This window comes from Rhizobium sp. 01L410 (assembly GCF_056400165.1).
This window is the reverse complement of the sequence record NZ_JBFTST010000001.1, coordinates 847,928-861,052: the sequence shown is the minus strand read 5'-3', so window position 1 is coordinate 861,052 and position 13,125 is coordinate 847,928. Positions and strand designations below refer to the sequence as shown.

Annotated in this window: 14 protein-coding genes; 3 read left to right on the top strand and 11 right to left on the bottom strand. The window is 61.8% G+C overall.

The genetic code is table 11. The features are described 5' to 3' along the window. From AC1DV9_RS03840 to AC1DV9_RS03810, 7 genes are all read right to left on the bottom strand, one after another. A complete protein-coding gene (locus tag AC1DV9_RS03840; RefSeq protein WP_477942314.1) occupies positions 1 to 1,080 on the bottom strand; it encodes a Gfo/Idh/MocA family protein in 1,080 nt (359 codons plus the stop codon). After that, a complete protein-coding gene (locus tag AC1DV9_RS03835; RefSeq protein ID WP_477942315.1) occupies positions 1,073 to 1,402 on the bottom strand; it encodes an L-rhamnose mutarotase in 330 nt (109 codons plus the stop codon). The genes AC1DV9_RS03840 and AC1DV9_RS03835 overlap by 8 nt, the downstream gene beginning before the upstream one ends. Positions 1,403 to 1,413: 11 nt before the next feature. After that, a complete protein-coding gene (locus AC1DV9_RS03830; RefSeq protein WP_477942317.1) occupies positions 1,414 to 2,526 on the bottom strand; it encodes a mandelate racemase/muconate lactonizing enzyme family protein in 1,113 nt (370 codons plus the stop codon). 14 nt (positions 2,527 to 2,540) lie between these two features. After that, positions 2,541 to 3,638, bottom strand: a complete 1,098-nt coding sequence (locus AC1DV9_RS03825; protein WP_477942319.1) for an ABC transporter ATP-binding protein — start codon at positions 3,636 to 3,638, stop codon at positions 2,541 to 2,543. 6 nt (positions 3,639 to 3,644) lie between these two features. Then, positions 3,645 to 4,511, bottom strand: a complete 867-nt coding sequence (locus AC1DV9_RS03820; RefSeq protein WP_477946288.1) for a carbohydrate ABC transporter permease — start codon at positions 4,509 to 4,511, stop codon at positions 3,645 to 3,647. A gap of 2 nt (positions 4,512 to 4,513) precedes the next feature. Further along, positions 4,514 to 5,407 (bottom strand): carbohydrate ABC transporter permease, encoded by an 894-nt coding sequence (locus AC1DV9_RS03815; RefSeq protein ID WP_112516510.1) that lies wholly within the window; start codon positions 5,405 to 5,407, stop codon positions 4,514 to 4,516. Positions 5,408 to 5,529: 122 nt separating this feature from the next. After that, the gene (locus AC1DV9_RS03810; protein ID WP_477946286.1) at positions 5,530 to 6,840 is read right to left on the bottom strand and encodes an extracellular solute-binding protein; all 1,311 of its coding nucleotides are present in this window, start codon (positions 6,838 to 6,840) and stop codon (positions 5,530 to 5,532) included. A 166-nt stretch (positions 6,841 to 7,006) separates the two neighbouring features. Between AC1DV9_RS03810 and AC1DV9_RS03805 the strand changes: the two genes are divergently transcribed. Together AC1DV9_RS03805 and AC1DV9_RS03800 are read left to right on the top strand one after the other, a co-directional pair. Further along, positions 7,007 to 7,792: an IclR family transcriptional regulator gene (locus AC1DV9_RS03805; protein ID WP_477942325.1), complete on the top strand. Its 786-nt coding sequence runs from the start codon at positions 7,007 to 7,009 to the stop codon at positions 7,790 to 7,792. Positions 7,793 to 7,827: 35 nt separating this feature from the next. Continuing rightward, positions 7,828 to 8,664 carry an amidohydrolase family protein gene (locus tag AC1DV9_RS03800; protein WP_477942327.1) on the top strand — a complete coding sequence of 279 codons (837 nt, stop codon included), beginning with the start codon at positions 7,828 to 7,830 and terminating at the stop codon, positions 8,662 to 8,664. A gap of 57 nt (positions 8,665 to 8,721) precedes the next feature. Here the strand turns inward: AC1DV9_RS03800 and AC1DV9_RS03795 are convergent, their stop codons facing one another. The 4 genes from AC1DV9_RS03795 to AC1DV9_RS03780 all read right to left on the bottom strand — a co-directional run bounded on the left by AC1DV9_RS03795 (position 8,722) and on the right by AC1DV9_RS03780 (position 11,916). Then, complete coding sequence (locus AC1DV9_RS03795) at positions 8,722 to 9,828, bottom strand: extracellular solute-binding protein (protein ID WP_477942513.1); 1,107 nt, start codon at positions 9,826 to 9,828, stop codon at positions 8,722 to 8,724. 20 nt (positions 9,829 to 9,848) lie between these two features. After that, positions 9,849 to 11,009, bottom strand: coding sequence for a CaiB/BaiF CoA transferase family protein (locus AC1DV9_RS03790; RefSeq protein WP_477942329.1), 1,161 nt, complete (start codon positions 11,007 to 11,009; stop codon positions 9,849 to 9,851). A 6-nt stretch (positions 11,010 to 11,015) separates the two neighbouring features. Beyond that, a complete protein-coding gene (locus AC1DV9_RS03785) occupies positions 11,016 to 11,516 on the bottom strand; it encodes a MaoC family dehydratase (protein ID WP_112598618.1) in 501 nt (166 codons plus the stop codon). Positions 11,517 to 11,667: 151 nt separating this feature from the next. Beyond that, a complete protein-coding gene (locus AC1DV9_RS03780) occupies positions 11,668 to 11,916 on the bottom strand; it encodes a hypothetical protein (protein WP_477942330.1) in 249 nt (82 codons plus the stop codon). Between AC1DV9_RS03780 and AC1DV9_RS03775 the strand changes: the two genes are divergently transcribed. Next, a complete protein-coding gene (locus AC1DV9_RS03775; protein ID WP_477946284.1) occupies positions 11,896 to 13,041 on the top strand; it encodes an alpha-hydroxy acid oxidase in 1,146 nt (381 codons plus the stop codon). The genes AC1DV9_RS03780 and AC1DV9_RS03775 overlap by 21 nt on opposite strands. The last annotated feature ends 84 nt before the right edge of the window (positions 13,042 to 13,125 follow it).

The following is a 13,125-nucleotide window of genomic DNA, read 5'->3' as shown; positions in this document are numbered from 1 at the left end:
CTATTCCTTCGGCAGCGGGCTGAGCGGGGTCGCCGGGCTGGCACTTGATTGATAGGCGGCTTCGACCAGCGCCATGGTCTGCCAGCCGTCCTCGACGGCGCCCACGAGCCTGTCGTCTTCGCCCGAAGCGAAGCGCTGTAGGTTCGCCATGCGGTTGGCGAAGGCATCGGGGAACCATGTGCCTTCGAGCGGCACGGAGACCCAGTCGCTGGCGCCCTCCGTCTCGATCCAGAGCTCGTCCGGCTCGCCGCGTGGATAGTCGAGATTGACTCCAAGCTTCAGGTAGGCGGCTCCCTTCGTCCCCGATATCCGGAACTCGCAGGCCTGGAAGCGGCGGCCGAAATCGTGGTCGTGGTTGATCGATAGCGCGCAGCGGATACGGTCACCGTAATCGAGGATCGCAGCCGTGCGCGTCTGCGCCACGTCATGGTTCGGATGGCCGATAGTTTTGGCGTGCACGCCGAGCGGATTGCCGAGCAGATCCCTGACGACATCGAGATAGTGGATCGAATGCATGGCGATCTCGATGCGCGGCAGGCCCTTCAGGAAAGGCCAGAGCCCCCACGGCGTTGCAAGCGCCAGCCAGGCGTCAAAATCGACGATCTCGCCGAGATGGCCCTTGGCGATCGCATCCTTGAGCGCCAGCATCATCGGCGCGAAGCGCAGCTGGAAATTGACCGCCGCCTTGATGCCGCGGGCGCGGCACAGCCTCAGGATCTCGGTCGCCTCATCGAGATTGCTGCCCATCGGCTTTTGCAGCAGAGCAAAGGAGCCCTCCGGCAGCTTCGACAGGATGGCGGCATGGGCCGCGGGCGGGGTGGCAAGATCGAAGATCGCACCTGCGGTTTGCAGAGCCTCGCTCTCGGAGGCAAAGGCCGTCGTGCCCCATTGCTCCGCCAGCGCGCAGGCCTTGGCGCGATCGGGATCGAAGATCCCGGCGACCGGGAAGCCGGCCTTCCTGTAGGCCGGCAGATGCGCGTCACCGACGATGCTGCCGGCGCCGAAGATGAGGATCGGGCGCGGCTTGGCGGGCCGCGGCCAGGATTGCTGCAGACGGCTGGGATCGAAGGTCTCAGTCATGATGGAAGACCTCCTCCATCATCGCCCACCATTCGCCGGGCTTGCGGGTTTCCAGCGGCTGTTGCTGCGGCATGCAGACGGCCCACCACTCCTTGTTCTTCGGGTGGTCGGCCATCTTCGCCATATCGGCCGCAAAGTCGCTGCCGGTATATTCCCAATAGCCGAAGAGCAGATTCTCCGGTTCCTTGAGATAGATCGAATAGTTGCGGATGTTGCATTCCGAGATCAGCGCCAGGATCTCCGGCCAGACGGCGGCGTGCAGACGCTTGTATTCGGCAATCTTCTCGGGTTTCAGCCCGACAACCATTCCCATACGCTGCATGGCCCGTCTCCTCAGCCGCGAAACTCTCGGGTGAATTCCTTGATCGACCGCTCCTCGACCGCATCCCAATCCCAGCTGATGCCGAGACCCGGTTCGGACGGAGCGATAGCCCGGCCGTCGCGGATTTCCATGCCCTTTGTGGTCAGCTGATCGAGCTGCGGAATGTACTCGACATATTTGCCGTTCTGCACGGCGCAGACGAGGCTGACATGCAGCTCCATCAGGAAATGCGGGCAGACCGGGATATCGAAGGCCTCCGCCGCATGCGCCACCTTCAGCCAGGGCGTGATGCCGCCGATGCGGGCGACATCGACCTGGACGATCGAGCAGGCGCCCTTCTGCATGTACTCACGGAAATGGCGGATCGAATAGATCGACTCGCCGACGGCGATCGGCGTCGCCGTCGAGCGCGACAGACGGATATGACCGTCGAGATCATCAGCCGGTAGCGGCTCCTCGATCCAGGCGAGATCGAGTTCCTTCAACCGGGCGGCACGGCGGATCACCTCATCGACCATAAAGCCCTGATTGCAATCGGTCATGATCTCGAAGCCATCGCCGACCGCAGCACGCACAGCCGACAGACGTGCATAATCCTCCGAGCCATGCGGCTTGCCGATCTTCACCTTGGAGCCGGAAAAGCCCTTCGACTTGGCGAGCAGCGCATCCTCGACGAGCGCTTCCTTCTCAATATGCAGCCAGCCGCCTTCGGTGGTGTAGAGCGGGCAGCTATCCTTCGCTCCGCCTACCAGCTTCCAGAGCGGCAGGCCCTGCTTTTTCGCCCTGAGATCCCAAAGCGCGGTATCGACGGCGGCAAGCGCCAGCGCGGTGATCGCGCCGATCGTCGTGGCGTGGGTCGCGAACTCCATCTTGCGCCAGATCGCCTCGATGCAATCGGCATCCTCCCCGATCAGCAGCGGGACGAGATGATCCGACAGCAGTCGCATGATCGACGATCCGCCGGTGCCGATCGTGTAGCTGTAGCCGATCCCCGTCGCGCCGTCGGAATCGGTGATCGTGACGATCGGCGTCTCCTGGCTGACAAAGCTCTGGATCGCGTCGGTGCGCTTGACCTTGGGAGCAAGGTCGACCATCCGGATGTCAATTTTCTCGATGCGGGCCATGTCTCTCTCCCCTCTCAGATCGCCAGCGTCTTGCCGGTGTCCGCAGCAAACAGATGCGCCTGTGACAGATCGAAGCTCATCCTGATCTGCTCGCCGGTTGCCAGCGCCCTTGGGTTCAACATGCGCGCCACCCATTCGCGGCCGGCGAATTCGACGAAAACCAGTGTTTCGTTGCCGAGCGGCTCGGTGATGACAACGGGCAGGCTGATTTCATGAACCGCAGATGTGCTGTCCGAGACCAGGCCGTGGCCGGTCGGGAACAGGTCATCCGGGCGCAGACCAAAGGTGACCTTCTGGCCATGAGCGACGGCATTCTTGAATTTCGGCGGCAGCGGCAGGCGATCGCCATTGGCGAAGACGATGCTGTCGCCATCGACGGTGGCATCGAGGATATTCATCGGCGGCGAACCGATGAAGCCTGCGACGAAACGGGTCGCCGGGCGCTTGAAGACTTCATCCGGCGTCCCGACCTGCTCGATATAGCCATCGCGCATGATGACGATACGGTCGGCCAGCGTCATTGCCTCGACCTGGTCGTGGGTGACGTAGATGACCGTCGCCTGGACCTTGGCGTGGAGTTTCTTGATCTCGGTGCGCATCTGCGTGCGCAGCTTCGCGTCGAGGTTGGACAGCGGCTCGTCGAACAGGAAGACCTCGGGGTTGCGCACGATAGCGCGGCCCATGGCGACCCGCTGGCGCTGGCCGCCGGAAAGCTGCGCCGGGCGCCGGTCCATCAGCGCCTCAAGGCTGAGAATGGCGGCCGCCTCGTTGACGCGCTGGTCGATCTTGGGCTGCGGAACCTTGGCGATCTTCAGCGAGAAGCCCATGTTCTCGCGCACGCTCATATGCGGATAGAGCGCATAGGACTGGAAGACCATCGAGATGTTGCGGTCGCGCGGCGGCAGATCGTTGACGACGCGTCCGCCGATCTCGATGTCGCCGCCGGAAATCGGCTCCAGACCGGCGACCATGCGCAAGGTCGTGGACTTGCCGCAGCCGGACGGGCCGACGAGGGCGATGAATTCCTTATCGGCAATATCGAGATCGATGCCGTGGACGATTTCGAGGGCGCCGTAGCGCTTGACGAGTTTTTTAAGAGAGACCTGAGCCATGGGAAATCAACCTTTGACCGCGCCGAATGTCAGGCCGGACACGAGATGCTTCTGAATGATGAAGGTGAGCGCCAGCGCCGGAACGATCATCACGACCGCAAGCGCACACATGCCGCGCCAGTCGATGGTGAATTCCGCCGTATAGTCGAGGAGCCCGACCGGGAGTGTCTTCGAATTGACGGACCGCGTCAGCTGAGAAGCCAGTGCATATTCGTTCCAGCAGGTGAGGAAGGCGAAGATGCCTGCCGACGCAATGCCGGGACCGGCCAGCGGAAACTCGACCTTCCAGAAAGCCTGCCAGCGGGTGCAGCCGTCGATCTGCGCCGCTTCCGCCAGATCCTTCGGCACCTGGCGGAAGAAGCCGTCGATCAGCCAGATCGTGAACGGTACGTTGAGCGCCACATAGGTCAGGATCAAGCCGAAATGCGTATCGATGATGCCGATGCGCGAATAGACGATGAACAGCGGCAGCGAAAGCGCGATACCGGGAACGGAGCGTGTCAGCATCAGGCCGAGGAAGGTTGCCGACTTGCCGGCAAACCGGAAGCGCGCGAAGGCATAGCCGCCGGACATGCCGATCACCAGCGCGATGACGGTCGAGGTGATCGAGATGATCAGTGAGTTGCCGAAGTAATCCCAGATCGGGATGCCGCCCTTGCCGATGCCGGAGAACATCGCTCTGTAGGCATCGAGCGACAATTCGTTGGGGATCCAGACCGGCGGCTTGGCCATGATCTCGACCGGCGGCCGCAGCGAGCTAAGAACGATCCAGAAGCCCGGCAGGCAGATGATCAGCATCGCAAGGAACAAGCCGATGAGATAGAAAACCTGGCCGATACGGCGGCGCAGACGTTGTTGAGCGTTGCGATCCATGATTACCACTCCGCGCCGATTTGGGTGCGGGCGAGCGCCAGCTTCCGGAAGAAATAGACGGTGAAGCCGATCGACAGGATGATCGAGACATAGGCCATGGCGTTGGCAAGGCCCATCTGCGCATCGGCATAGGCGGTGCGGCCGACCAGTGTCCAGAGCAGTTCCGTGCGCCGCGCCGGGCCGCCATCGGTCATGATCTTGACGATGTCATAGGCGCGCGCGACGTCGAGCGAGCGGATCGTCATGGCGATGAAGGCGAAGGGCATCAGGAACGGCCAGATGACATAGCGGAAGGTCTGAAGCGGCGTGCAGCCATCGACGCGGGCAGCCTCGACCGGCTCCTGCGGCATGGCGAGCAGCCCTGAGAGGATCAGGATCGCGAAGACCGACGTCGAGGACCAGACCTCGGCGACGACGATCGAAAACAGCGCCAGATTGCCGTCGATCAGCCACGGGATGGCATTGTCTGTCAGTCCGAGCGCCTGAAGCGCATTATTGATCAGCCCGACATTGTCGTTGAACATGAACTTGAACTGGAAGCCGACGAGCACGGGCGAGAACATCATCGGAAACATCATCAGCGTGCGCAGCACTCGCTGGCCCATCGTCGCCTTGTTGACGAGCAGCGCGAGGCCGAGGCCGAGCAGCATTTCCAGATTGAGCGCAATGGTCAGAAGCACGACGGTGCGGACGAAGGCGGCGAGGAAAACGGGATCGGTCAAGATGCGCACGTAATTGCGCAGGCCGACGAAGACGTAGAGCGTCTGCGGCCGGGTCAGGCGGAATGGCGTGAAACTGGAATAAAGCGAAAGCAGCAAGGGAACCAGGACCACTGCGACCAGCACGACGATCGCCGGTAGAAGCAGAAGAATGGGCGTCGGAATTTTTTTCAACATCGAGTGACCTGTCCACACCTGATAGGGCGCCGGGACCGCAAGAGGGAGCGCGGGAAGCGCTCCGGTCTTCCAAAAATGAGGCCCCGCACCCGTTGCCGGATGCGGGACCTGTTATGACAGGATTAGAGGGCGCCGGCGTCCTTGAGGATGCCGGTTGCCTTTTCGGCAGCCGCGTCGAGCGCTTCCTTGGAGGTCTTGTCGCCGAGGATGGCGGACTGCAGCTCCGGATAGACCGCGTTGGAGATCTCGATCCATTCCGGCGTGCGCGGAACCGGGAAGGCATGCTTCATGGCTTCCTGGAAGGCGCCGAGGGCTTCCTTCTTGTAAGGATCGCTGGCAGCCTGCTGGATATCCCAATCCCAGACAGACTTGCGGGTCGGCAGCGTGCCGTTTGCCGCCTCGATCTTCTGCGAGTCCTCGTTGGTCAGGAACCAGACGAGCGAGGCCGCCGCATCCTTATGTTCGCAGGCTTCGGTGACCGAGAAGCCATGGTGACCGGACCAACCGGTCCGCTTGCCGGACGAGCCGGCAGGCTGGACGATCACACCGACATTGCCGGCAATCTTGGAGTTCTTTGGGTCGTTGAAGTAGGCGGCCCAGCCCGGCCAGTCGAGATCGAGCGCGACGGTGCCGGACGCAAAGCCCGCGCCGAGGTCGTCCCAGAGATAGTTGGTGGTGCCGGCCGGAACGGCCTTCGCCTTGTACATGTTGACGAACCAGTCGAGCGCTCGGATACCGGCTTCGGAGTTGAACGCAGGCTTGCCGTCCTTGTCGAGATATTCGCCACCTTCGGCGACCAGCATTTCAAAGAAGCGTCCGTTGATCGCTTCTTCCTTGCCGGGGAACTGCGTGCCGAAGAAATTCGGCGGGTTGGAGAAGAAGATCGCCTGATCCGAAACCTGCTTCCAGGTGTCCGGCGGCGTCAGATCGTAGCCGTACTTTTCCTTGAAAGCCTTCTTCTTGGCTTCGTCGGTGTAAAGGCTCTTCTGGTAATACAGCGCCGAAACGTCGAACTGGGCGCGCGGCAGCATCACCAGCTTGTCGTCGATCGTCGACGCTGAAATGGTGGAATCGACGAACTTGGCGATTTCTTCAGCCGGCAGAAGCGGCTTCAGATCGGTGTAGAGGCCTTCGTAGATCGGCGCGAAAGACGAGTGGTTGGACCCGACGCACCACTTGATATCGCCGGAAGCGATATCCGACTTCATTTCCTTGTCGAGCTCGAAATAGTTCTTCTTCGAGAGCACGTTGACCTTGGCGCCGGTCGCCTTTTCCCACTCGGCGATGCGCCCATAGAGCGGCTCGTACTGCTGTCCGCCAATCAGCTTGGCATCGATCGTCACGCCTTCGAACTTGCCCGGCAGGTCCGCAGCATTGGTAGAGCATGCAAACAGCGAAATTCCAGCCGCGAGGCTGGCTAGCAATCTTTTCATATTCCTCTCCTCCACAACGGCGATCTTGATGAGTTCGCCGACTCTCCTCACATATGAGTTTTATGTTTATATACAAACGACAAGAAAGTTGCGGCGTCAAGCGGAACTTTCCCTTCTCGAATGGTTCATCTGCGTATATGCAACTATCATTCATGGGAGATCGCACATGGACATGGACGACGCAGACCGTTACCGCGCGCCCGCGCTCGACAAGGGTCTCGATATTCTGGAACTGCTCGCCAGCGTCGAGGACGGCCTGACGCAGGCCGAGATATCGAAGCGGCTCGATCGCAGCCCGAACGAATTCTACCGTATGCTCGACCGCCTGGTGCGCCGCGGCTATGTCACCAAGCTGGAGGGCGACCGCTTCGCGCTGACGCTCAAGCTATTCGGCCTGTCGCAGCTTCATGCGCCGACAAGGCGCCTGGCATCCTTCGCAACGCCGCTGATGCGCGATCTCGCGCAAAAGACCCGCCAGGCCAATCATCTTGCCGTTTTCGACCGCGGCTATGCCGTGGTCATCGCCCAGCAGGAGGCGCCTGATTACTGGGGCATCTCGATCCGCGTCGGCTCGCATGTGAACCTTTTCGACACCGGCTCCGGCCATGTGCTTCTGGCCTTCCGTAATGCCGAAGAGCGTGAACTGATGATCTCGGAGCACGTCCGCAGCAAGGACGATCCCCGCCTGACGCCTGACTTTTACGAACGGCTCGATCAGATCCGCGAGCGGGGCTACGAGATGATGGCCAGCGCCCAGACGGCCGGCGTCTATAACCTTTCCGCGCCGATCATGGGCCCCGATGGCCGGGGTATTGCCGCCCTCACCTGCCCCTATATCGCGCTGGTCAATGCGCCGTCCGCGCCGGATATCACCCGGACGATCACCCATCTGCAGAAGACCGCCGAACAATTGTCGCTGCTGGTCGGATCGGACGTCAACGTCGCGCCCTGAGCGCGGTCCATTCATTGCAAAACGCGGAGGACGCTTTGCTTATCGATACCCATCTGCACCTGATCGACAGGTCGAAACTGACCTATCCCTGGCTCTCCGGCGTCCCGGCGCTGGACAGGGATTTCCTCTATAATACCTATGCGGCAGAAGCCCGCCGCTGCGGCATCGATGCGGCGCTTCACATGGAGGTGGATGTCGATGCCGGCGAGATGCAGCGCGAAACCGATGTGGTCAGGGAACTCTCGGATACCAGCGGCCAGCTGATCCGCGGCGCCATCGCTGCCTGCCGTCCCGAGGACGAGGGCTTTGCCGGCTATCTCGAGCGGCAGACGGCCGATCCCTTCGTCAAAGGCTTTCGCCGGGTGCTGCACGTCGTTCCCGACGAACTTTCAGAGGGTGCAGTGTTTCGCGAGAACATCAGGCGCATGTCCGGCTCGCGGCTGACCTTCGATATCTGCGCGCTGCCGCATCAGATGAGCCGGGTTTTAGCGCTCATCGACCTCGCACCCGAGGTTCAGTTCGTCCTCGATCATTGCGGCGTGCCGGCGATCAGCAGCGGCGCCTCAGACGCATGGAAGGACGGCATTCGCGAGGTCTCCAGGCGGCCGAACGTCGTCTGCAAGGTATCGGGCGTCGTGGCCTATGCCGATGCGGAGACCTGGGATGTCGAGACCTTGCGGCCCTATATCGAGCAGGTCACCGCGAATTTCAGCTGGGACCGCCTCGTCTGGGGCAGCGACTGGCCCGTCTGCACGTTGGGCGGTGGGCTCTCTACCTGGGTTGCGACCACGCACGCGCTGTTTGCAGGCAGCAGCGAAGCGGAGCGGACAAAGGTCTTCTCCGGCAACGCGAAACGGCTCTGGAATCTCTGATAACAGGTTCGCCCTGGCGCTCTCATCCTTGATGGATCGGAACGCCAGGGCAGCTCCCTAGAAGCTGGCGGCAAACAGCCTATTCAGATCGGCAACGATTGCCGCGGCACTTTCGCCACCCTTCAATCCGGCATTCAACCTGTCAGATCCCCGCTGCTGGAACGCCATGTAGCCATCGTGCCGTGGACGGACCCAGGCGCCTTCCAGCGTTGCGCGCGTGCCGCGATAGAAGTCGGCCGTTGCCAGATTGACCGCGTCGTCTTCCCATGCCGCCGCATGGCCCGGCTGGCCGCCGGCACTGGCATAGAGTCCACGCTGGATCCCCGCGGACGCAACCCAATAGGCAAAATCGACCGCCTCCTTGGGATTGCCTGAAAAGGCCGAGACGGCGATGCCCGTGCCGCCCAGCGCCGAGCCGACGGGCCCAAGATGACCTACAACGGGAATATCGGCAAACTTGATCAGCCGGTCGCGGAAACCCGGCATCGAATAGCTGACATAGCCGTAGATCAGCGGCACGCAGACGATCCTGCTATCGGCAGCCGCCATCTGCTCGAAGACCGCGATCGGATCCATCTCGAAACAGGCGGGGTCGATCAGCGCGGAGATTTCACGCATCATCTCAACGGTTTCAGCCCCCGCTTGAGGGTCGATCAACTGCCCAGCCTGCGTCCGACACGGATGCCCGCGGTTGGCCGACAGGGTGTAGAAGGTCATCAGCGTGTGAGGCGGGCGAAGCGGCAGAAGCACGCGTCCGTCCTTCGCCAGTGCGATCACCTCCTGCCAGGTCGCGGCCGGTTGCGGCAACCGATCAGGCCGGAGGGCCTGGACCTGCGTCGCCGCATCGATCGGGAAGGCCCATTGATGTCCCTGCCAGAGATAGCTCGGATAGGAGGCTCCGACGCTGCCCTTTTCGAGGGCCACGCGCTCTTCCTCACGTCCGGGAATGTCGAGCGGCAAGAGACATTTCTCGTCGGTGATCTGGCCGACATGCGGGTGATCGATGACGATGAGGTCATAGGCGCGCGCCAGCTCCTCGACCGGATAGGTCTCGAAATCCTGCAGCGAACGCTTCTCCCAATGGACCGCCACACCCGTCTGCTCTTCGAAGAGCCGCGAACAGGCCACCATCGGATCGTAACCGCGCGGATGGCTCCAGGTCATGCCTTTCAAGGTCACCTTGCTCACAGGCCGAACTCCTCGCGAATGGCAGCGCTATGCTCGCCGATCCGGGGAGCAGCGCGCTGGAAGACCGGGCGGGCGCCATCGACGCGCAGCGGCGAACGGGTCGTCAGGATCGAGACGTCGTCCTCGCGCGTCACCGTCTGCAGCATGTCGAGCGACTTGAAACCGTCGCTGTCCATAAGCTCGTTCCAATTCAGCACTTTTGCGCACCAGATATCGGCCGGCTCGAGCACTGCCAGCCACTCGTCGATTGTCCTAGTGGCGATCCGCTTGGCGATCAGTTCCTTGATACCATCGCGCTGCAGGAACCAGCTGGACGGATCGTCGCGATAGGGGTCTAGCTCGGGCATACCGAGGAGATCGGCGAGCTTCGGGATCGGCGTCATGGCGATCGCCAGATATCCATCAGAAGCGGCGTAAACACCGTAGGGAGCTGCGAGATAGGCATGGGCGCTGCGGAAGTTTGACCGCTTCGGCAGCCGCTTTCCGTCGTTCAGATGGGTGGTCAGCACCTCGAACTGGAAATCGACAAGTGCCTCCAGCAGGCTGGTCTCGACGAGCGCGCCCTTGCCAGTGATGCCGCGTCGCACGAGGGCCGCGAGAATGCCCTGGCAGGCAGCCGCTCCCGCCAGCATGTCGCCGATCGCCAGTCCGAACGGCACAGGCCCCTGGTCCTCGTCGCCGTTCAGCCACATCACGCCGGAACGCGACTGGGCGAGCAGATCCTGGCCGGGACGCTTCACCCAGGGGCCTTCATCGCCATATCCGCTGATCGATGCATAGACGAGGCGCGGATTGATTTCCTTGACCGCATCGTAGTGAAGGCCGAGCCGTTCGATCACGCCGGGGCGGAAATTCTGGATCAGCACATCCGCCTTCAAGAGCAGGGCGCGCAGCGCCTTCAGGTCGCTCTCGTTCTTCAGGTCGATCGCCAGGCTCTCCTTGGCGCGGTTGATCGCGTGGAAGATCGTCGAGTCGCCGCCTATTTCGGTGTCGCTGAGATAGAGCCGGCGCGAAAGGTCGCCGCCGTCGGGCCGTTCGACCTTGATGACACGCGCGCCGAGATCCATCAGGCGCAGTGAACAGTAGGGGCCGGAGAGGAACTGGCTCATGTCGACGACGACGAGGCCGTTTAAGGGAAGATCGCTGGATTGCGTCATTGCATCTTACTTTTCTGTCTTACCGGCGAAGTCGGCCGGGTTCTTGTACTTCACGGTTTGCAGATGCTCGCAGTAGAGCACCAATTCGCCTTCGCCCTTGAAGACCTCGTAGCTCGCGCGGATGAGGCCGAGCTCCTTGTAGCGCGGGCGTTTGTCGAGGTTCGTTCGGATCGTGTAGATCGTATCGCCGATGAAAACGGGTTTGATGAAGCGCAGCTTGTCATAGCCATAGGAAAAGGCGTTGACGCAGTTGGTGGCAACAAGGCCAAGCCCTGCCGAGAAGACGAAGGCGCCGGCGACGAGACGCCGCCCGAATACACCTTCCTTTTCCGCAAACATCTGATCCTGCACATAGGGATGGATGTCGGTCACCAGCACATTGAAAAGGTGGCTGTCGCTCTCCCCGATCGTGCGGCGGAGCGAGCGGATCTTCTGGCCCTCGGGCCAATCCTCGTAGAACCAGTTCTCGGCATTCCATACCGGCAGATCGGCATGCGCTTGCGGCATGTCGGACGGATGGGTGGACGAAATCCCGACTGTCGGCGCCTGCGCCACGATCACGCCTCCTCCCGGCCATGAATTTTCTTATGTGAAGATTATTTTCACATATGGGTTATCTTTGCAAGAGCTGTCGATTGTGCCAAGACACCATGGAAGATCAGCGCCGGACCGGCCGGCGCAATATCGGCAGCGAAATGCTGATGATGTCAGGCAGGTTCATCGACGGCGGCGTGCCGATGTGTATAAAGACGATAGCGGCGCGGCTCCCCGCCGGCGCCGCCACCAATTTCCAACCAGGGTAGCGCTTGCCGTCCGCCGGTGGCTCGCGCTTCTCGATCAATCCTAGCAAGCGACGCTCTGCGACAACGAGATTCTGGACACAAAAATGCGCCTTACGGATTGCCATAACTTCCACGACTTCCGCCATCTCGCGAAGCGCCGCCTGCCCGGCCCGATCTTCAACTACATCGACGGCGCGGCTGACGACGAGGTGACCTACCGGCGCAATACGGCCTCCTTCGAAAGCTGCGATCTGCTGCCGAGCGTGTTGCGCGGGGTTACCGATGTCGACATGTCCGTGACGGTCATGGGGCAGCGCCTGGCAATGCCGGTCTATTGCTCGCCGACGGCGCTGCAGCGGCTGTTCCACCATGACGGCGAACGGGCGGTTGCGCGGGCTGCCGGCAAGTTCGACACGATGTTTGGCGTCTCCTCGCTCGGCACCGTCAGCCTTGAGGAAGCGCGGCGGATTAGCGGCGCGCCGCAGGTCTATCAGTTCTATTTCCACAAGGACCGTGGCCTGAACCGCGAGATGATGGCCCGCGCCAAGCAAGCGGGCGTTCAGGTGATGATGCTGACCGTCGACAGCATCACCGGCGGCAACCGCGAGCGCGACAAGCGGACCGGCTTCTCCATCCCCTTCCGTCTGAACCTCGCCGGCATCGCACAATTCGCGGTCAAGCCGGGCTGGGCACTCAACTTCTTCACCCACGAGAAGTTCAAGCTGCCCCAGCTCGATAGCCACGTCGATATGGGCAGCGGCACCATGTCGATCAGCCGCTATTTCACCGAGATGCTCGACCCCGCCATGAACTGGGATGATGTCGCCGATATGGTGAAGACCTGGGGCGGCCAGTTCTGCCTCAAGGGCATCATGACCGTCGAAGACGCCAAACGCGCCATCGATATCGGCTGCACCGGCATCGTACTTTCCAACCACGGCGGCCGCCAGCTGGATGGCTCGCGCGGCGGCTTCGATCAGCTGGCCGAGATCGTCGATGCGGTCGGCGACAAGATCGACGTGATGATCGATGGCGGTATTCAGCGCGGCACCCATGTTCTGAAGGCATTGTCGCTCGGGGCCAAGGCCGTCGGGCTCGGCCGCTACTACCTCTTCCCGCTGGCCGGAGCAGGTCAGGCGGGCGTCGAGCGCGCGCTGACGCTGATGCATGCGGAACTCGAACGCGGCATGAAACTGATGGGTTGCTCGTCGATCGACCAGCTCACCCGCGCGAATATCCGTTTCCGCTAATCAGCGCCTTGCCGTTCACGATTGAGAGAGCGAGCGTTGTGTGTGACGGCACAGCGCGATAGATCTGGCGTTGTCTTTTGAAAT